We start from the raw sequence: 17,518 nt of genomic DNA, 5'->3' as shown, positions 1-17,518 counted from the left end.
AACACAAGTGAACAATCGAAAATGAACAATTGAACAGCAAGCGGGTTGACAATGAACAATTTTGAACAACACTGAAAGAATGTTTTCGGCTAGCCCGGCTGCGATTCTGTGGGAGCGGGCTTGCTCGCGAAGACGGTGTGTCAGCCGGCACAAATATCGACTGTCACGACGCTTTCGCGAGCAAGCCCGCTCCCACAAGGGATTTGTGTATGAAGTGGTATTCAGGCTTGCCCCTGCACAAGGACTCTGTGCGAGACTTGCCACAACAATAAAAACAGCTCCAGCGAGAGTGCCCCCATGGCCGCACCTGCTCCAGCCTTGTCCCACGAGGCCATCATCCAGGCCTCCTGGTCCCGTTGCCGCGCCTTCGGCCTGAGCCATCAAAGCGTGCCGGCCTTCGACCAGTTGCCCGCCCAAGGCATCGCCCAGTTGCTGGAGAGCCAGCATTCACTGGTGCAGACCACCCACCAGGAAGTCTTGCCGTATTACGAAAACATCCTGAGCAACTCCAACTGCCTGATCATGCTGGCCGACAACCAGGGCCAAGTGCTGACCTCCTGGGGCACCCAGCGTTTCATCGAGCCGAAACTGGCCCATGGCTTCAGCGCCGGGGCGAGCTGGATGGAGCGCTGCACCGGCACCAACGCCATCGGCACCGCGCTGGCCTGCGAACAGGCGGTACACATCGAGCACGATGAACACTTTCTCAAGGCCAATCGCTTCATGACCGGCTCCGCCGCGCCGATCTTCGATACCGAGCGCAAGGTCATCGCCGTGCTGGACGTCTCCAGCGACAGCTACCTGCCGCCGTCCCACACCCTGGGCATGGTCAAGATGATGAGCCAGACCGTGGAAAACCGGCTGATCCTCAACCTGTTCCGCGGTGAACACTTCCAACTGACCTTCAACACCGGCTTGAACAACCTCGACAGCCAATGGGCCGGGCTGCTGATCTTCGATGAGAGCGGCCAGGTCCTGTCCGCCAACCGCCGGGCCGACAACCTGCTGGGCCTGAGCCTGTCGCGGGTCAGCATCGAAAGCCTGTTCAAGGTCTCGCTGCTGGACCTGCTGAACCAACCCGACGGCCTGCCGTTCGCCCTGCAAGCATCCGGTAGCAATCGTTTCCAGTGCTTGCTCAGGCGTCCGAGCCAGGTGTCGATCAAGGCGCGGGTCTTCACCGAGCCTGCGCCCACGCTTGCCTCGGCACCTGCCGCCCATGTCATCAGCCTCAACACCCTGCACTTCGGTGACAGCCGCGTGGAGAAAGCCGTGCGCCAGGCCGAGCGCTTGCTGGAGAAGGACATTCCACTGCTGATCCATGGCGAGACCGGCGTCGGCAAGGAAGTCTTCGTCAAAGCCCTGCACCAGGCCAGTTCGCGCTGCAAGCAGCCGTGCATTGCCGTGAACTGTGCAGCGATCCCCGCCGAGTTGGTGGAATCGGAATTGTTCGGTTATGAAAAAGGCGCCTTCACCGGTGCCAATCAAAAGGGCAGCATCGGCCTGATCCGCAAGGCCGACCGCGGCACGCTGTTTCTCGACGAGATCGGCGACATGCCCCTGCCGACCCAGGCCCGGCTGCTGCGAGTCTTGCAGGAACGTTGCGTACAACCGGTGGGCAGCGCCGAGCTGTTCCCGGTGGACATCCGCATCATCTCCGCCACCAACCGCTCGCTGCGCGAACAGGTGCAACTGGGGCGGTTTCGCGAAGACTTGTACTACCGCATCGGCGGCCTGACCCTGGAACTGCCACCGCTGCGCGAACGCAGCGACAAGCAGGCCCTGTTCAAACGCCTCTGGGAACACCACCGCGAACCGACCCAATGGGCCGGCCTGAGCCGTGAGGTACTGGACCTGTTCGAACGCCACCCTTGGCCGGGCAACCTGCGCCAGGTCAGCAGCGTGCTGCAAGTGGCCCTGGCAATGGCCGAAGAACAACCGATCCGCCCGGAACACCTGCCCGACGACTTCTTTGTCGACCTTGAAATGGAACCGGTGCAGACGCCTGAGCCGCTGACGGTGGACCTGAACGATGCCGAGGACCTGAACCGTCAGTTGCAGGCAGTGGGCGGGAATATTTCACACCTGGCGCGACGGCTGGGGGTCAGCCGCAATACCTTGTACAAACGCCTGCGGCAAGTTGAAAACTGATACGAAACCTGTGGGAGTGGGCTTGCTCGCGAGGCGGACTTGCGGCCGGCCTGGCTCTCCCGGTCCTACACCGCTCCCACAGGTGTATTGCTTAATTGATTGCATTACTCCGACTTAGTCGAACGCACCATTGAGCACTTCATAGATGATGCCAGTGGCAATCGCCACCAGGATCAGGTCCGTACCGACCTGTTGCCACTCATAACCGTCATAGTGCGGCAACCGCCCCAGCAGTCGCCCATCGAGCTTTTTGGCGATACCGGGTGGCAACGGCTTGCCTCGTGCAAGATTTTTCTGGATGCCTGGCGGCAACGCCGGGCCGGGGCTCCAGTAATCGCGATATCCGCCAATCACACCCAGGATGCCGCTGCGGTCGAGGCTCGGGCCGCTATGCCAATCGCCGCCGCCGCCACCTTGGTTGCCTTTGCCGCCCTGGTTACCCTTGTTACCGGGATTTCCTTGACCGCCCTTGTTGCCCTGCCCGCCTTTGCCTCCTTGCCCTTGACCGGGACCTTGATCGAATTGAGCATTCCCCTTGCCGTTGCCAGGGTCAGCGACAACAATGCCAGGGCCCGCCGCCAAGGCGAAACAGGTAACTGCAGCAATCAATGAGCGCGATTTGAACATGGCAGTTCTCTCAAAAAAGGGATGTCCCCTGTAAAGATATAGAGACTAACGGTGATATTAGTTCCATATCACGCTGTGCGTCGTTGCCAGACAGGAAGAGACATTCAATCCGCGATCAAGGAGCTCCATGCGCAAGGATTACCTGGCCTTTTTCATTTCGATGTTCCTCTCCCGGCTGGCCGACCAGATTTTGCTGTTCATCGTCCCGCTGATTGTTTTCCAGACCACCAACAGCGTCGCCTGGGCAGGCCTGGCCTTCTTCGTCGAATCCTTGCCACGCTATCTGGCGTTCCCCATCTGCGGCGCGCTGTGCGACAAGTTCCCGCCGATTCGCATCCTGCACATCAGCCAGGTCTATCGCGCCGTCGCCTGCGGCGTGGCGGTCATGCTTTACACAATCTTTGGTGGGATCTACTGGATCGTCGCCCTTTCAGCCTTGTGCGGCGTACTGACCACCCAAGGCATCATGGCCCGCGAAGTGGTGATGCCTTACATCTTCAAGCACTACACCTACACCAAGACCCTGTCCTACTCGCAAATCGCCGACCAGACCGGCCTGGTACTGGGCCCGCTGATCGCCGCGCTGCTGCTTGAGGTGTGGGCGTGGCACTGGGTGGTGCTGGCGACTGCCGGGCTGTTCCTGCTGGCGGACCTGGCAATGCTGTATTGGCAGCGCATCAGTTCGGTCACCCTGGAAACCTTCGAGCAACATCACGACCTCTGGCTAAACCCGCTACGCATTGCCTTCGGCCACATTTGCAACCTGGCGGAACTGAAAAAAATCATCGGCCTGGCGGTGGGCGTCAACCTGATCATCGGCGTCACCCTCGCCACCTCGGCGGCCATGGTCATCGGCCATTACGGCGCCGGCAAGGATGACTACGCAGGCTTACAGGCCGCCGGTGCCGTGACCACCATCCTCATCCTGTTCTTCCTGGCCCGGGTGACCTTGCCCTTGAAACTGCTGGGCGCCCTCTCCTACACGCTGATTTCCGTCGGCGCCTTCATCACCGCGCTCAGCCCGAACATAGGGGGCTACGTGGTCGGTTTCTTGCTGATTGTCGGTTTCGACAAGATGTTCAACGTCTACTTCCGCACCCTCCGCCAACAAGTCATTCCGCCTCAGGACTTCGGCAAGACCGTCGGCGTCATCACGTTGCTCAACAACCTGTCGCAACCGCTGGCGGGGCTGCTGGTCGCGGTACTCGCCGCGCCTGTCGGAACCCAACGGGTGATTTTGCTATTGGCGCTGGTCACCAGCCTGATCGGTATAGCAATGGTGGCGCTGCATAAAAACGCGCCCCCCGTGCCCGCTGCCTGTGGCGCAGAGGCTGACTGATCGTCGTGAGCCGGATACAGAGGGAGGGGTTTGTATTATCAGTGACTTATTGTTGAGGCATGGTTGCAACGTTACCGGCGCTGAACGTCTTTCCGGGCGCTCTGGACAGCCAGTCCCGCCATTCGTCGCCCGTTAAACGTAGCGTCCGATAGACGGCCACGTCTGGCTTAGGGTTTGCACGGGCCTGTGTTAGCAGCCAAGAACGACGTAATTCTGACGCGGCGGCAAATTTATCAATGCTTAGTCAGCCAATGGAGATGTACCGTGTCAACTCTCAACGAAATCGCAGCGAACCACGCGAGAATGGCAAAGGCAAAGGAAGAAGAGTCGATACGGCTGAGTGCGCTTCAAGGCCAAGTCGTGGGAAGTTTCGAAATTGCGCCTCTGGAGACAAAAAAGCAGATGCCGCTGCATTTCATGGCTGGGGTTCAGGATCACTCGTTTGGGGAGGCGACCCTGAGCTTTTGACCCGGAGGTTGGCTGGAACTCATCGCCTCAGCAATCACATCGGTTTCGTGAGCACACCATTGAGTGCGCCGACAATCGCGTTTTCATGTATTGGAGCGAGCGTCCTGATGAAGCCATGTTGATGCCCTCCTCCATGAGGGCGTCGATGAGTGACCGGGCCGCAGTAATGGGTATAAATAAAGGGAGAGAGGCTGATCAGGCGCTAAAAGTTACGGTAGGGAATGTCTTTGCCGACCTGCCCCCAACCGTCAGGCATGATTGTTTCGTCCGGGTAGGGGGTAAGAATTGGCAGGCCTCTTGACGCAGTGAAGGTAAAACAAAGGCTTGCGTGGATCGGTTCATAATCAAACACCTGTGCGATCAGCCTGATTAGTTGAAAGCGCCGATCATCCATCAGCGGATAACCTTGACGGTTCTTCTTGCCCGTTGAGGCAGCAGTATTGAACCAAACGGCACCAAGGCCAATCATGAATTGATTGGCCTTGGTCTCACCGACGAACCACTTATGAAAATTTCGCAGCGATCCTTCATTCCATGGGTCGCCTTCGCCATTCGCACAAAAAAGCGTGTTGTAATGCGCCATGGCCATTCTGCCGTTACCCGTATTGAACCCAGCAACGGCAATACAATTTCCCAGTCCCGCAGTCCCCACTAATCCATTGAGAGAAACGACGTTAGACAACTTGTCAAAGCCGGCAGCATCCATTGCTCACATCCTCCATGGTTTAAGCAAGCAGCATAGTCAATGCTGGTAAAAAAGAAGAAATGGGAACAAGAAAAGCAGGGAAAGGGGCCATTTCCCGAATCTATTCCAAGTTAAAGCAGACACCTATAGCGCCGTCTTCCGTAGAAGCATTCAGTGCAGCGGACTGCTTGAAACCCATCGCCCGCTTGTGGGCGGGCGACTCGGCCTTTCAGAACTGCCTGGCTAAAGCCGCTGCCAGTATGCCGGCCGCAATCGCCGGTAGCGGCTTTTTAAGTATCAACATGACAATGGCCGTGCTCAGCAGCGCCAGGCGCGCGCCGTTATCACCCTTAACGGCCAGCGGAGCCAGCACCGCCACCAACACCGAGCCCGACATGGCCGTGATGAACTGCTGCACCCGATAGTTGATCGGCACGAACGACATCACGAAAACACCGCCCCACCGAGTCGCCAATGTCACGACGGCCATGATCAATATGACGATCAACGTGCCGTAGCCCGCCGTTTCGATATTCATTGTTTTTTCTCCATCCACAGCGCGCCCAGGATGCCCCCCGCCAAAGCGCCGACCACGACATGACTGTTCGCCGGCAAGTACCAGTAGGCCAACAGCGATGAGCAGGCCGCCACGGTCCAGATGATGAACATGCGCAGGTTTTTCTTCCCGCCCACGACCATCGCCAACAAGAAACAGCCCATCACCATATCGAGCCCGAAACTGACCGGGTTCTCAATGGCGCTGCCAAAATGAAGGCCCAGCCAACTGCCCAGGATCCAAGTGACCCAGAGCGCAATGCCACCGCCGAATAAAATCCCGAGTCCCGGCTTGCCCCGACTGAGCGCCTGCATCGCCATGGCCCAGTTGGCGTCCGAAACAACCAGCATGACACCGTAGCGCTTGGCGACGGGTAGCTCCCGAAGCCACGGATACAATGTCGCGCCCATCAACAAGTGCCGGGCGTTGATGGCGAAGACGGTGATCATCAGCGGAACCACCGGCACTTGCTGCCCCCACAGATCCAGTGCGGCAAATTGAGAAGCGCCGGCAAAAACCAGCGTGCTCATGAGCACGGCTGATGTATCACTCAAGCCCGTTTGCGCAGCGGCCAGGCCGAAAGCCACTCCGAACACGACGACGAAAAGAGAGATGGGGATCAGCTGTTTGAAACCGTCGTAAATGTGATTCAACGTCAGCGCGTGCAGGTGGGGTTCAACATTCGACAAAACAGGACCTCTTCTGGATATCTGCGGTGCAAAAACCGAGAGTATGGGGCTGAATCTGCCTGTCGAAAACTGTTTGGCGGGTCAATGGGCAACTCAACCCGCCGAGCCTTAGAGAGTTTTGGGGCTGCGGGCCAGAGAAGTCATTAATCCCCAGTTCGCGTTGCCCTGGCCCCGATAAACCGTACCGTGGAACGTATCGAATTCTTTATTGAGTTTCTTAACTGCGCCTGCGGTGGATCAGCCTTGGAGGATCAGGTCATAGGACAGCTTGCTGATCAGGATCACCAGCAGCACCAGGAACAGCGCGCGGACAAAGGGCACTCCCTTGCGCACCGCCAGCCAGGTGCCGGTCAGCGCGCCGAGGATATTGAACAGCGCCATCGGCAGCGCTACCAGGTAGAGCACGTTGCCGGTCGGGATAAAGAACAGCAGCGCTGCGACATTGGTGGCGATATTCACCAGCTTGGCCGACGCCGAGGCGTGCAGGAAGTCGAAGGCGAAGCAGCGAATGAACAGGAAGATCAGGAAGCTGCCAGTGCCCGGTCCGAACAAACCGTCGTAGAAACCGATGGCGCCACCGACCAGTACCGCCAGCAGCTTCTCCTTGGTGCCGATGCGCATGGGCTTGTGCAGGCTGCCGAAGTCCTTTTTCCAGAAGGTGTAGATCGCCATCAGCATGATTAGCACCAATACCGCCGGGCGCATCAGTGCCTGCGGCACGATCGATACCGTCGCCGCGCCAGCGAAGGCCATGACAAAGGCCGCGCCAGCGGCAGGAACCACCAGGCTCCAGTCGATCACCACCTTGCGCACGAACGAGCGTGCAGCAAAGGCCGTGCCGCAGGCCGCCGCGACCTTGTTGGTGCCGAGCAGGGCGGCGGGCTGGGCGCTGGGCAGCACATTGAACAGTGCCGGGATCTGGATCAGGCCGCCGCCGCCGACGGCCGCATCGATCAGGCCGGCGGCGAAGGCGAAGACACATAGCAGGACGATATCGAACATTGAATCAGGCTCTGGCGATAAAGGGGTGGGTGGTCGAGAGCGGGAAGGCTAACTGAAGGGGCCTTTTTGTGTTGCAATGTCATATTGTGAAAAGTGCAACGAGGTGGCCGATGGCACTGGATATGTTGGCTGATCTTGAAGCCTTTGCGGCGGTGGCCCGCAAGCGCAGCTTTGTCGTCGCAGCCCGCAGCCTGGGGCGCTCCCCCAGCTCGCTGACCCGCGCCATTCAAGGGCTGGAAGAACGCAGCGGGGTCAAGCTGTTCAATCGCTCGGCCAATGCCGTGACGCTGACCGAGGCGGGCGAGCGGCTACTGCCCCACGCCTGCAGAATGCTCGATCTGCAACGTGAGGCGGACGAGGACCTGGCCGGGCTCAGCGGCCTGGCCACCGGCTGGATCCGCTTTTGCGCACCGCAATCCTTGGCCCACACGGTGATCCCCGGGTTGATCGCCCAGTACAGCCAGCGTTATCCCGATGTCAGCGTGGATGTGATCTTCACCGATGCGGCGGTCGATCCGGTCAAGGGCAAGCTGGACTTTTCGATTCGCGGCGCCTTTCCACAATCCAGCGACCTGATCGGCTACCCGCTGTGGAGCTATTCGCGCTACCTCTACGCCAGCCCTGGCTACCTGGAGCGATGCGGGCTGCCGGCGTCCATCGAGGCGCTGGAACAGCACGCATTGATCCTGCACACGGCGCCGCGGATTCTAAAGGAATGGAATTTTCGTGGGCCAGGCCAGGCCGGCAGCTTTCGCGTGCACCCCAAGTTTCGCTTCAGTTCCGGCGCGGCGGTGTTCCAGGCTGCGCTGGCCGGTGCCGGGATTGCCCGCCTGGCCGACTGGCTGGCGGAGCCGGAAGTGGCGGCGGGACGCCTGGCGCGGGTGTTCCCCGAGTACAAGCTGACCTCCAGCACGGGTGAAGACCCGCGCATGCATGCGGTCTATCCAGCCGGCAACCTGCCGTTGCGGGTCAAGAACCTGCTGGACATGATCCGTGTCTACGGTGACAGCGTCAGCCGCTCCTGAAGGCCAGCCTCTCCCTTCACTTCATCGCCTTCTGATCTCATTACGCTGCAAGGTTGGATGAGGATGAGTACGCTGGGCCAGGCCCTTGTCGAGCGGGCCCGTATCCTGCCTCTGCTGGCTGATGGAATGACGCCAAAAGCCGTCAGTGACCCGTTGCAGGTCACACGGCCTGTCAGATCAATTCATCTCTGGAACGAGGTGACTCATGAACGTCAGGTTTTCAATGGCGTACATATACTCAGAGAATCTCGGATCTCCATCGTTGAACGCCTTTGCCACTTTTTGTGCGCTCTCAAGACTGTCCCACATTGCCAAGTCCACGAAGACTCGATCGTCGCTCATAGGGCAGTAGGCACGGTACTCGATCAAACCAGCAAAGGCCTTTAACGTTTCACGAAGCCCTGCGCGAAGCACAGGCATTTGCGCAACGCATTCCTGTTTGACCTTGAAAATGGCAAGTTCGAGTACATGAGATGAGTGCTGCATAGCAATGACCTTCCGTGTGTTAAGAAGTCCCCATTGTCAGTGGCTCATACTGACAGCGTAGTGTCAGTAGTGGTGGTCGCTTTCCAATGGCTTGCCTGGTGCTTCATATACGCTTGAAGATCAAGGGCAGGATGGTCGGGTGATGATTGCTGGGCAATGGCGATGGAGGTGATGCGATCGACCCGAAAATCGCGGTAAGCCGCCCTGACGCAACACCAGCTTCCAACTGTCCATTTTCCTCCCCAGTAGAAAAGGCCAAGGGGGCAAATGAGCCGTTTCGAAACCACACCGTCCAGACGGGTATACGTTATTTTCAGTGTCTGAATGTTTTCGATGGCATTTCGAAGGGCTGCCAGATGGCCTCGTGTCGAAGAAGGTGTTGTGCCAAGTGCCCTGATTTTTGCCGTGCCGGGATCAACCTTGTGATGGCCCATAGACGCTGAGATCTTGCTCAACAACATCCTTGCAGCAGCACTTAGATCGTTATCGGCGCAAGCTGAAAGCATTTCCATCCCGAGCATCAATGCATCCAGCTCGAGCCTGTTCAACGTTAAAGGCGGCATCTCAAAATCGGCATCCAAGGCATACCCCACGCCGACGGTCCCATAGATTGGGATTCCACTTAAGGAAAGGTCATCGATGTATCGATAGATCGAGCGAACGGAAACGCCAATTCGGCTAGCCAGTCGTTCAGCAGAGATTGGCTGATGGACACGAATCAGATTTACCAATTGAAATAAGCGATCAGCTTTACGCACCTGGTGTGCCCAACTGAGCGTTCCTGGCAAACTCAATGGCCGCGTTAATGGCGGCCCGAGCTTGGGGGCTATTCTTCCAGCAAGTCGATCCTGCTGCTGCCGATGCCTGAGCCAGGATGTCACAAGCATTCGCTTTACCGAGCACAGCTAGCGAGTCAATGCCCATCTGCTCAAGGCGAGCGATAACAGCCGGCCCTACGCCTTTCAGGGTCAACAAGGCATTCTGTTCCGTCAGTGGAAATGGCATCCGTAAACTCCTGTTATCGGCCAACTGAGCAGCAGGAGTTTGCCCGACGAGAACGGGCATCTCAAGAGATGGACTCCATCGCCCTGAGCGTAGGTATCAGGAAGGTGGATTCGGCAGACGCTTACGAAGAACCATCGGCCGAAGCTCAATTGCCTTAATGACCGAAATGTTGTTTTTTTACACCATTTTTAGTCTTTCGCTCGAAATAGGCATGAACGAACCACAGTGCCAGGGCAAACCCGGCAAAGCCAAAAATGAAGAGCAACACCTCTATTGCAGTACCTTCATGAGAAAACATAGTGCTCACCTCATCCTTAAGTGGGTTGACCAAAAATCGCCACGCACGAAACTTCTCGTAACAATCCAAACATTTTCAGGGTAGTCGCCAACAATCCGTGTGGCAACCCTTAGCTTGGTATAAACCCCCGATCTAGACGAGTCGCCGACCAATGACACCCTGCCCCGGCGGGCCAATGTGTGCTTTCATAACGGTCGATCCAGACCCTCCAAGGAGCTGTGGTGAACACCCAGGACGAATCAACCACCACCCCGTTGCACGCAGAGATGATCGCGAAACTCCGACCCGCTGGCGGGAGCGCTTCAAGCATCACAGCTGGCACCCAATGACCGCCGGCTGTTCGGTTTCGGCAGACCGGGCAACTGCCACAGTACTGGCTCTCTGCCTGACGCTCTCAACGTGAGGGACCCTTGCCGCTCAGGCTGGACTGGTAATTACAGCGTCAGGAGTCAAGCCGCGCCAAGCGATGGGGGACAGCAGGCATACAAAGGTAAGGAACGCCACCTGGGACAGGTAGAACGGCTCCAGCCACTGCTGCTTCAATGCGACGTATAAAGTGTTGTGAGCTACGTCGACCAAGATGATCGCAGCCGTAAGCATGATTCCGGCTCTTGGCTTGAGGAACAGGAGCAGAGCTGCGAGCGGGTCAAAAAATGTAAGCGCTCCCCAAAAGATACGGCTCGCCATATAAGCGCTAGGTCCGTATCCGTAGTCCCAGAGCAAACCATGTAAAGCATCTGCACGGATGTGATTAGCCGTGGCGACAAGAAGGCAACATGCAAACAACACTCTGACGAAGAATGACAACTTTTGCATAGTTTTATCTACAATCGCCATCTAAGCCATGCATCATAGCGGGATCGGAGTTGGTAATGACCATCGGGACCGCTAATGCTGACGTTACCGCCGAGGGCAGCCTATCTTGAATGTCCGAATAGATAGCGCTTCATTACGCGCATCTTTTTCGTTCTGAGCCTTCATGGTGAAGCTACCGTCTTGGTAGCTGCGAGCCATAGCCTGGTTATTCTTGTCGATCTCGTCGTAGATGCGAGCGCACTCGCTGGCTGTTGCTTCAGGAGTCGTTGGCAGGGGCGCATTCTCGATATCGAGAACGTACTGAGATTTCTGATAGGCGCAGCCGGTCAAGGCCAAGAGAACGAGTATTGCGAGGTTTTTTTTCATGAGATTTCCATATCGTAAATTGAGGACTCACGTCCGCTAGCGGATCAATGGAGAACCCTGCGGCTTTCCTCGTGCAGGGAAACAGGGTACCGACCACGATTATGAGTTTCCCCATAACCATGGTCTGTTCACGCGTGCCCTACCCACACCAATTTTCAACTACAAACGCGTTGAGCTATTGATCTATTCAACGGCCGAACGGCTGTTGCGCCAGAACAGGTACGCCAACCCCACCGGCGCTACGAAAATCGCAAACGACCAGCACATGGCCATGGTGAAAACCTTCACCATCAACATGAACAATGCATTCACGAAAAAAACATTGTTACCCATGATGTAGCCAACAACGCTTTCGTAGACGAATCGAGAGTACGGATAAAGCAATGTGTTGATGATCGCCAACACGATCAGCCCAGGCTTCGCGCCGATTCCACCGGGGCCGTTGGCCGCCAGGGAGATGATCATCACAGTGAACACCAGCCCAAAAAGAAACTGGCGGATGTAGTAGCTGGTCGTAAGACCGCCAAAAGTCTTGGCGAAAAATGAGTGCATAAGAGGTCCCTCTAGAATGCTGATTTAAACGAGGCGCCACCATACCAGCATCATTTATTCACGCAAGATCAAACAGGCTCAGACCAACGAGTAGATGCCTGATTGCGGAAAACACATCGCCGATAAGGCAAACGCATGTCAAATCGGCTTAACCGCGAATGCGGCGCTCAATGAAGTCATAATCTTCCTGGCAATCGCCGGAAGGGTCTGACGCCACACTTACATAATGCACCGTGTCGGCATCGATCAACTTGTACGTGTAGACATCTGGCAAACGCACGCCATCGGTTCTCAATTCGTTCTTGCCATTGGCAGCGGACCAGGTGCCATGTTCGGTTTGAATCGGCTGGGTCTGCTGGGCATCCCGGAAAAAGGTGATGGTGAAGCGACCGTCAGGCTTGAGGTTATTGTTCCAGGAGAGGAACTGGCATTTGCCATTTTCTGCCCGCAGGCCTTTCCATGAACCAACCAAGGATGGATCATTGGACGGCTTGTTGGCGGCGCAGCCACCGAGAGTTGCGGCCAGGATGACAAGCGCCAGGGAGAAACTCCGTTTCACGTAGGACTTCCTTATTCAAATGAAATGCCGTGCGTTGCGAATGCCCCGCGTCGTGCCAAATTGTAATGACTTTCGGCCTGGAAAGGCCCATCGCCGCCCGTACAAATTCATGCAACTGCCTCAGCGAGCACTAGAGACAGAACCCTGATCGGCCTGCGCCGAAAGCGGAACATCAAACACTCGATCAAACCCCCATTGAAAAACCAGCGCGTAAAAAAAGAAAAACACGAACAACCCCAGGTTGGTCACCAGCGCCAACCACAAGCTGATGCCCAACCACGCGCCGATCACCGGGGTAAGAATTAACGTCAAGCCGCCCTCAAATCCCAGGGAATGCAGCAGTCGTCGCTGCCAGTTGCGATGGCGGCTGCGCTGGCGACGTTCCCACCACTCGAACAGGCCGTTGAAAAGCATGTTCCAGGCCAGCGCGACAGCGGAAATCACCAGCGACAGCAGGGTTGAATAGCCCATGCCCTGGTCGTAGGTCAGCGCCAGCGCCGGTGCCACGAACAGCACGCCACCGGCTTCGTAGAGGATGGCCTGAAGGATTTTACGGGGCGTGCCTTGCATCGCTGGGCTCCTTAGCTGGGTTGGTAGACCACAGCCTGGCAAGTTGAGCACCCGCGCACAATTGAGCTAAATTGAGCCACGCTCAACCTGAGTAACCTACCCACCCATGTTCGCCAAACTGCCCCTCACCGCCTTGCGCGGCTTCGAGTCCGCTGCACGGCTGGGCAGCTTCAAGGCGGCGGCCCAGGAACTGAACGTCAGCCCGGCGGCGATCTCCCACCAGGTCAAAAGCCTTGAAGCCTTCCTTGGCGTGCGCCTGTTCGCTCGCTCCAGCCAAAACGTGCGCCTGAGCGCCGACGGCGAGCGCCTTCACCCTTACATGCACCGCGCCCTGCTCGATATCCAGCAGGGCCTGCAGATGCTGTCGCCACCGTGTGCCGCGCAGTCCCTGGTGGTGAGCACAACGCCGGCGTTCGCCAGCCTGTGGCTGATCCCTCGGCTCGGGGACTTCCATCGATTGCACCCGGAGATCGACGTCAGGCTGCACAGCAGCAACGACGTGGTGGACCTGCGACGAGACGCCAGCATCGACCTGGCAATCCGCGCCCTCTTCACCCCGGACCCACAGCTGTTCGAACAGCCTTTGCTGGACGAGTACTTTGGCGTGTATTGCCGCCCCGGCTGGCAACCACCCGCTATGGGCTCACCCGTTGAACTGATCGACGTGCCGTGGCTGAGCAGCGCAAAGGTGGCGGTCGACTGGCCTGCGTGGTGCGCCAAGGCCGACACCCTGGGCTGGCTCGAGAACGCGCGTTTGCGGCGTTATGACGAGGAGCAGCATGCCCTGCAGGCGGCGATCGCCGGGCACGGGCTGGTGCTCGCCAGTAATGTGCTGGTTGCTGAGGCTGTCGGGCGTGGGGAGCTGGTTGAATATCGCCCCGAGGTTCGCTTGGCGGGTGCGCTGTATACGGTGGTGTGTGTGCCGGGGCGGGAGCGGCAGGCGGCGGTGCGGGTGTTTAGTGAGTGGTTGTTGGGGCGGAGCATCGCTGAAGCGGATGCTCCTGCCAGCGACACCTTGGACCAAGACTGATCCAATGGCGCCTTCAGCGCCGAAAAAAGGGCAGAATTCGCCCCGTCCCTTTCCTTCCCCCCCTCAGGGAACAGGCGGATTCACAGCGAAATCCGTAGGGATATTGAGAAAGGAGTGCCAAGCATCTACAGCGTCATGATGTCGCTGGGCAGCATCCTCCCAAAAAGGACCGGATACCTCTTTGGCAGAAACCAGCATCATCATTTTTATCGTCGCAGCGTCCAGCTCTTTGAGAAGCTCATGGGATGCGGCCCTGAATTCTTCGAACGACGTCATTCCATTTACCTCGGGCGGTGTTCACCGCCATTGAGAAATACATATTTCTCTATGAGTGGAGTCCCCCGGGTGACAGCAATTCCAAAAGGTCGGACCGCCGGTAAATTCATTTCGTAGCCGCCTTTAACCGGTTCCAATCCTGGCTGTTATGCGTCAAATGCGATGTAGCTGGGCTCCTGCCCCCCTTCCGTTCTTGGAGCTGTCCCACATCTTACGAAGCGGGCAACTTATAAGTCGCCCGTCTTCATTATTCCGCCGCCTGCGCCCGCAGTCGTCCAATCAAATCCATGACATCACAACCATCGCGTAACGATGTGGTCAGCAACTTAAAAACATCAGTCAGCACCACCGTGTCGATTGATGATCATCGCGACCGCTTGCACCGGAGAGATCAGAGCCGTGTCTATGCAAAACGGAGCTTCATCCCACGGCTCATATTCGTGATCCAGTACCGACTGCCAGGTGGGTGGCGTCAGCCCGGGAATATCAACCCTCCTTGTTTCGACCCGGCGCTGATGCTCATGTTTATCGGAGCAAATCACTTGGATATTTGCCAATCGAATACCCGCCTGTGAGGCTATTTCGCTCCACGCAATTCGGCTTTCGAGAACGGGATTGACACAATCAACGATGACTGTGCGACCCAAACGAAGGTTGCTCAGGGCTAGCTCATTAGCAACCATGTAACCACTGCGTCCCACATCTCGCGCAAGAGCACCCGAGTTTCGAATCGCCTGTTCAATCGTATCGATCCGCAGGTACACGGCGCCTGTTGTAGCGGCAAGATCATTAGCGATAGTCGTTTTTCCGGTGCCGGGAAGGCCGCTGAAGACGATGAGCATTCCATGTCCTTCGATGAGTGAGCTAACCCAGTGTAGCCAGCAGCCAGTTATCCGGCAGCGATTGCTCTATCCCGCTCGCTCGCCGTAATGAGACCAGGGACAGACCACGATTGTAAAACTCGTACTGAACGCAATCTTTCACATCCCTTTCACAGCCGAGCGCCTATGGTCATCTCAGCTCCTAGTGAAACCCTTTTAGCCCGGCCTCCCCAGTCGGGCTTTTCTTTGCGCGCCAAACGTATGCCGACGCCTAGATACCAGCGACAATCCACGATTTTGAGTTTATCGGTAATCAGCCCGTTTCATATCGTGGGTGTGCCCCATCTCTCCTCACGCTTCAATGAAGAACCCTGCGACTCTCCCCGATCCTGATCCTATCGAGCGCCCTGTTTAAAGCATCCAAGGCATCGAGCAGGGCTTTCGCCTCAGCCTCCCGACCATCGCCCCAGAGGCGTTCTGCCATTTTGTTCAGTGCCTGGATGGAGCGCTCAATGTCAGCAGCAGTCGCTGCTTTGCTTTCCTGATGTTTCTTTGGCATTGATCAACCCTTCCTCGGGGCGTTGCTTCATCAGCTTCGACGCAGATACATCACGGCAGAACGCTATGCAGGTGCTCCCTACCCATTCCACCGCCGATGCCCCAATCAGCGCTTCGCGGACTCACACTGGACGCGTAGATCATGATTGTCGATATTCCCGCAACTACTGCTGCCGGTGGTGGCATTGCAGTAGGCGCGCTGGTCATGGTCATCGATGTTGCCGCAGGAACTGCTACCCGTCTCCGCGTTGCATCGCGCACGCAAGTCATGATTATCGATGTTGCCGCAACTGCTACCGCCCTGCTTGGCATTGCAATACGCCCGCTGGTCATGATCATCAATGTTGCCGCAAGAACTGCCTCCCAGCTCTGCGTTACACGCCGCGCGCAAATCGTGATTATCGATGTTTCCGCAACTGCTGCCGCTCTCCCTGGCATTGCAATAAGCGCGCTGGTCATGATCATCGATGTTGCCACAACCGGCAAAGGCGTAACCGCTGAACATCAATACCATCGCAAGAATCACTTTCATTTCATACGTTCCTGGGTCTGCCAGGAAACAGCCTGGCACTGGTTGATCCTCATTTAGGAGCGTCGCGAAACGCTATCAAATTGACATCATTTTAAGGAAAAGTTCCGGGGCCGGATTGGAAGCTGGAGGGATGCAGCCGGGCGTGAGGTGGGAAACAGGGGAAACAGGGGAAACAGGGGACAGACCACGATTTTGAGTTCATCTGTAATCAGCCCGTCTCATAATCGTGGCCTGCCCCGCATCCCCTCAATCCTTTAACTCTCACCTCATCTACTCGCACCATAGAAGTGATTCAGCACCATTAGTTCAAACACAGCCACCAATGCGCAGAACGCGATGAAGCCGGGGCTGAAGACCCGCCTGGGCTTGGATGAGCCGTCGCCCAACCAGGTCGCGTCGGAGTAAAAGGTAAACACTACGAGAAATACCAACAACGCATAGGTCCACGCCTTACTCCAGAACCCCTGTGTTTTCCATTGAGTCATCCGCGCTCTTCCGCAACCCGCTTTATTCGTCGACTCAGGACGCCGGTTAACCAGGATCGCATTACTTGGCTTTTGCGCTCTTGATGTCACTGATGATTTTCTGAGAAATAGCCTGAACCTGCTCTTTGGTCATAGCCGACATGACACCTTCCCAAGCAGACGACGACGTGTCATATGTCCGAGTTCCAATCAGGCGGCCCGATTTCAAGTCCGAGTAGTCTGCACTGGAATTGACCCACGCATTTCCCACCATGACCCCGGCTCCGTAGCGAGCACCTGGTGTCAGGTAACGGAAATTGGTCACGTTGATCTTGATACCGACACCGTCCTTGCCGTCGAGGCTTGATGCCTGAGTCTCTGTAAGGCTGTAGCCGGCGCGAGTTGCTTCGACTTGCAGGGCGTCATTCCATTCTTGCCTCAAGCGAGGCCAGTCCTCGTTTTGTTGAACCTTGCTATTACCTTGAAAGTTTACGACCAGGTTTTGCTTGGCTGACTCCTGAATGACGAGTGTTTCAGTCCCGCCGCTTTTAACAGAGGCAGCGCATCCGCCCAACATCAGAACAGCAACAGCACAGGACAGCGCAATCGAAAGCTTGGACGTGTTCATTGAATTTCCATATCCACA

24 protein-coding genes and 1 pseudogene are annotated in these 17,518 nt (G+C 57.0%); 6 read left to right on the top strand and 19 right to left on the bottom strand.

Features of this window, described 5'->3' with window-relative positions; genetic code table 11:
- The first annotated feature begins 297 nt into the window (after positions 1-297).
- Positions 298-2,148 (top strand): sigma-54-dependent Fis family transcriptional regulator, encoded by a 1,851-nt coding sequence (locus AC09SL_RS16835; protein WP_058542905.1) that lies wholly within the window; start codon positions 298-300, stop codon positions 2,146-2,148.
- A gap of 114 nt (positions 2,149-2,262) precedes the next feature.
- On the opposite strand, the gene AC09SL_RS16830 is transcribed toward AC09SL_RS16835, so the two are convergent.
- A complete protein-coding gene (locus AC09SL_RS16830) occupies positions 2,263-2,775 on the bottom strand; it encodes an anti-virulence regulator CigR family protein (protein ID WP_058542904.1) in 513 nt (170 codons plus the stop codon).
- Positions 2,776-2,902: 127 nt separating this feature from the next.
- Here AC09SL_RS16830 and AC09SL_RS16825 point away from each other — a divergent pair, with 127 nt between their 5' ends.
- Positions 2,903-4,114, top strand: coding sequence for an MFS transporter (locus AC09SL_RS16825; RefSeq protein ID WP_058542903.1), 1,212 nt, complete (start codon positions 2,903-2,905; stop codon positions 4,112-4,114).
- A gap of 264 nt (positions 4,115-4,378) precedes the next feature.
- Positions 4,379-4,582, top strand: coding sequence for a hypothetical protein (locus tag AC09SL_RS16820; RefSeq protein ID WP_058542902.1), 204 nt, complete (start codon positions 4,379-4,381; stop codon positions 4,580-4,582).
- Positions 4,583-4,784: 202 nt separating this feature from the next.
- Here AC09SL_RS16820 and AC09SL_RS16815 read toward each other — a convergent pair whose 3' ends face one another.
- The 4 genes from AC09SL_RS16815 to AC09SL_RS16800 all read right to left on the bottom strand — a co-directional run bounded on the left by AC09SL_RS16815 (position 4,785) and on the right by AC09SL_RS16800 (position 7,514).
- Entirely contained in the window at positions 4,785-5,288 is a 504-nt protein-coding gene (locus tag AC09SL_RS16815) for a hypothetical protein (RefSeq protein WP_058542901.1), read from the bottom strand.
- A 208-nt stretch (positions 5,289-5,496) separates the two neighbouring features.
- Positions 5,497-5,805 carry an AzlD family protein gene (locus AC09SL_RS16810; protein WP_058542900.1) on the bottom strand — a complete coding sequence of 103 codons (309 nt, stop codon included), beginning with the start codon at positions 5,803-5,805 and terminating at the stop codon, positions 5,497-5,499.
- Entirely contained in the window at positions 5,802-6,512 is a 711-nt protein-coding gene (locus tag AC09SL_RS16805; RefSeq protein WP_058542899.1) for an AzlC family ABC transporter permease, read from the bottom strand. Before AC09SL_RS16805 ends, AC09SL_RS16810 begins: the two co-directional genes overlap by 4 nt.
- 237 nt (positions 6,513-6,749) lie before the next feature.
- A complete protein-coding gene (locus AC09SL_RS16800) occupies positions 6,750-7,514 on the bottom strand; it encodes a sulfite exporter TauE/SafE family protein (RefSeq protein ID WP_058542898.1) in 765 nt (254 codons plus the stop codon).
- 110 nt (positions 7,515-7,624) lie between these two features.
- Between AC09SL_RS16800 and AC09SL_RS16795 the strand changes: the two genes are divergently transcribed.
- Positions 7,625-8,539: a LysR family transcriptional regulator gene (locus AC09SL_RS16795; RefSeq protein ID WP_058542897.1), complete on the top strand. Its 915-nt coding sequence runs from the start codon at positions 7,625-7,627 to the stop codon at positions 8,537-8,539.
- 39 nt (positions 8,540-8,578) lie between these two features.
- Positions 8,579-8,710: pseudogene (locus AC09SL_RS16790) on the top strand (IS630 family transposase); the annotation flags it as partial.
- A gap of 6 nt (positions 8,711-8,716) precedes the next feature.
- Here AC09SL_RS16790 and AC09SL_RS16785 read toward each other — a convergent pair.
- From AC09SL_RS16785 to AC09SL_RS16745, 9 genes are all read right to left on the bottom strand, one after another.
- Positions 8,717-9,025, bottom strand: a complete 309-nt coding sequence (locus tag AC09SL_RS16785; RefSeq protein ID WP_058542896.1) for a hypothetical protein — start codon at positions 9,023-9,025, stop codon at positions 8,717-8,719.
- 44 nt (positions 9,026-9,069) lie between these two features.
- Positions 9,070-9,783 carry a helix-turn-helix transcriptional regulator gene (locus AC09SL_RS16780; RefSeq protein WP_058542895.1) on the bottom strand — a complete coding sequence of 238 codons (714 nt, stop codon included), beginning with the start codon at positions 9,781-9,783 and terminating at the stop codon, positions 9,070-9,072.
- Complete coding sequence (locus AC09SL_RS16775; RefSeq protein WP_058542894.1) at positions 9,776-10,030, bottom strand: hypothetical protein; 255 nt, start codon at positions 10,028-10,030, stop codon at positions 9,776-9,778. The genes AC09SL_RS16780 and AC09SL_RS16775 overlap by 8 nt, the downstream gene beginning before the upstream one ends.
- A gap of 154 nt (positions 10,031-10,184) precedes the next feature.
- Entirely contained in the window at positions 10,185-10,328 is a 144-nt protein-coding gene (locus tag AC09SL_RS16770) for a hypothetical protein (protein ID WP_196764476.1), read from the bottom strand.
- A 417-nt stretch (positions 10,329-10,745) separates the two neighbouring features.
- Positions 10,746-11,144, bottom strand: a complete 399-nt coding sequence (locus tag AC09SL_RS16765) for a hypothetical protein (protein WP_058542915.1) — start codon at positions 11,142-11,144, stop codon at positions 10,746-10,748.
- 84 nt (positions 11,145-11,228) lie between these two features.
- Positions 11,229-11,510 carry a hypothetical protein gene (locus tag AC09SL_RS16760; protein ID WP_058542893.1) on the bottom strand — a complete coding sequence of 94 codons (282 nt, stop codon included), beginning with the start codon at positions 11,508-11,510 and terminating at the stop codon, positions 11,229-11,231.
- Positions 11,511-11,693: 183 nt separating this feature from the next.
- On the bottom strand, positions 11,694-12,062 hold the full coding sequence (locus AC09SL_RS16755; RefSeq protein WP_058542892.1) for a hypothetical protein: 369 nt from the start codon (positions 12,060-12,062) through the stop codon (positions 11,694-11,696).
- A gap of 148 nt (positions 12,063-12,210) precedes the next feature.
- A complete protein-coding gene (locus tag AC09SL_RS16750) occupies positions 12,211-12,621 on the bottom strand; it encodes a hypothetical protein (protein ID WP_058542891.1) in 411 nt (136 codons plus the stop codon).
- A gap of 120 nt (positions 12,622-12,741) precedes the next feature.
- Positions 12,742-13,191 (bottom strand): PACE efflux transporter, encoded by a 450-nt coding sequence (locus tag AC09SL_RS16745; RefSeq protein ID WP_058542890.1) that lies wholly within the window; start codon positions 13,189-13,191, stop codon positions 12,742-12,744.
- A 106-nt stretch (positions 13,192-13,297) separates the two neighbouring features.
- Between AC09SL_RS16745 and AC09SL_RS16740 the strand changes: the two genes are divergently transcribed.
- Positions 13,298-14,221, top strand: a complete 924-nt coding sequence (locus tag AC09SL_RS16740; protein WP_058542889.1) for a LysR substrate-binding domain-containing protein — start codon at positions 13,298-13,300, stop codon at positions 14,219-14,221.
- Between the two features lie 63 nt (positions 14,222-14,284).
- Here the strand turns inward: AC09SL_RS16740 and AC09SL_RS16735 are convergent, their stop codons facing one another.
- From AC09SL_RS16735 to AC09SL_RS16715, 5 genes are all read right to left on the bottom strand, one after another.
- Entirely contained in the window at positions 14,285-14,497 is a 213-nt protein-coding gene (locus tag AC09SL_RS16735) for a hypothetical protein (RefSeq protein ID WP_058542888.1), read from the bottom strand.
- Between the two features lie 335 nt (positions 14,498-14,832).
- Entirely contained in the window at positions 14,833-15,339 is a 507-nt protein-coding gene (locus AC09SL_RS16730) for a P-loop nucleotide/nucleoside kinase family protein (protein ID WP_058542887.1), read from the bottom strand.
- Positions 15,340-15,676: 337 nt separating this feature from the next.
- Entirely contained in the window at positions 15,677-15,877 is a 201-nt protein-coding gene (locus AC09SL_RS16725) for a hypothetical protein (RefSeq protein ID WP_007895617.1), read from the bottom strand.
- Positions 15,878-15,982: 105 nt separating this feature from the next.
- A complete protein-coding gene (locus AC09SL_RS16720; RefSeq protein ID WP_003203795.1) occupies positions 15,983-16,408 on the bottom strand; it encodes a hypothetical protein in 426 nt (141 codons plus the stop codon).
- A gap of 546 nt (positions 16,409-16,954) precedes the next feature.
- Positions 16,955-17,500, bottom strand: coding sequence for a DUF4410 domain-containing protein (locus AC09SL_RS16715; RefSeq protein WP_058542885.1), 546 nt, complete (start codon positions 17,498-17,500; stop codon positions 16,955-16,957).
- Between the last annotated feature and the right edge of the window lie 18 nt (positions 17,501-17,518).

The organism is Pseudomonas sp. PF05 (assembly GCF_056521845.1).
Note: the sequence above shows the minus strand (reverse complement) of the source record. Positions and strands in the feature narration are given on the sequence as shown.

Bases quoted from the DNA above. Each gene is read 5' to 3' on its own strand.
- AC09SL_RS16835 (WP_058542905.1), top strand. From the start codon at position 298: ATGGCCGCACCTGCTCCAGCCTTGTCCCACGAGGCCATCATCCAGGCC.
- AC09SL_RS16830 (WP_058542904.1), bottom strand. From the start codon at position 2,775: ATGTTCAAATCGCGCTCATTGATTGCTGCAGTTACCTGTTTCGCCTTG.
- AC09SL_RS16825 (WP_058542903.1), top strand. From the start codon at position 2,903: ATGCGCAAGGATTACCTGGCCTTTTTCATTTCGATGTTCCTCTCCCGG.
- AC09SL_RS16815 (WP_058542901.1), bottom strand. From the start codon at position 5,288: ATGGATGCTGCCGGCTTTGACAAGTTGTCTAACGTCGTTTCTCTCAAT.
- AC09SL_RS16810 (WP_058542900.1), bottom strand. From the start codon at position 5,805: ATGAATATCGAAACGGCGGGCTACGGCACGTTGATCGTCATATTGATC.
- AC09SL_RS16800 (WP_058542898.1), bottom strand. From the start codon at position 7,514: ATGTTCGATATCGTCCTGCTATGTGTCTTCGCCTTCGCCGCCGGCCTG.
- AC09SL_RS16795 (WP_058542897.1), top strand. From the start codon at position 7,625: ATGGCACTGGATATGTTGGCTGATCTTGAAGCCTTTGCGGCGGTGGCC.
- AC09SL_RS16785 (WP_058542896.1), bottom strand. From the start codon at position 9,025: ATGCAGCACTCATCTCATGTACTCGAACTTGCCATTTTCAAGGTCAAA.
- AC09SL_RS16775 (WP_058542894.1), bottom strand. From the start codon at position 10,030: ATGCCATTTCCACTGACGGAACAGAATGCCTTGTTGACCCTGAAAGGC.
- AC09SL_RS16770 (WP_196764476.1), bottom strand. From the start codon at position 10,328: ATGTTTTCTCATGAAGGTACTGCAATAGAGGTGTTGCTCTTCATTTTT.
- AC09SL_RS16765 (WP_058542915.1), bottom strand. From the start codon at position 11,144: ATGCAAAAGTTGTCATTCTTCGTCAGAGTGTTGTTTGCATGTTGCCTT.
- AC09SL_RS16760 (WP_058542893.1), bottom strand. From the start codon at position 11,510: ATGAAAAAAAACCTCGCAATACTCGTTCTCTTGGCCTTGACCGGCTGC.
- AC09SL_RS16755 (WP_058542892.1), bottom strand. From the start codon at position 12,062: ATGCACTCATTTTTCGCCAAGACTTTTGGCGGTCTTACGACCAGCTAC.
- AC09SL_RS16745 (WP_058542890.1), bottom strand. From the start codon at position 13,191: ATGCAAGGCACGCCCCGTAAAATCCTTCAGGCCATCCTCTACGAAGCC.
- AC09SL_RS16740 (WP_058542889.1), top strand. From the start codon at position 13,298: ATGTTCGCCAAACTGCCCCTCACCGCCTTGCGCGGCTTCGAGTCCGCT.
- AC09SL_RS16735 (WP_058542888.1), bottom strand. From the start codon at position 14,497: ATGACGTCGTTCGAAGAATTCAGGGCCGCATCCCATGAGCTTCTCAAA.
- AC09SL_RS16730 (WP_058542887.1), bottom strand. From the start codon at position 15,339: ATGCTCATCGTCTTCAGCGGCCTTCCCGGCACCGGAAAAACGACTATC.
- AC09SL_RS16725 (WP_007895617.1), bottom strand. From the start codon at position 15,877: ATGCCAAAGAAACATCAGGAAAGCAAAGCAGCGACTGCTGCTGACATT.
- AC09SL_RS16720 (WP_003203795.1), bottom strand. From the start codon at position 16,408: ATGAAAGTGATTCTTGCGATGGTATTGATGTTCAGCGGTTACGCCTTT.
- AC09SL_RS16715 (WP_058542885.1), bottom strand. From the start codon at position 17,500: ATGAACACGTCCAAGCTTTCGATTGCGCTGTCCTGTGCTGTTGCTGTT.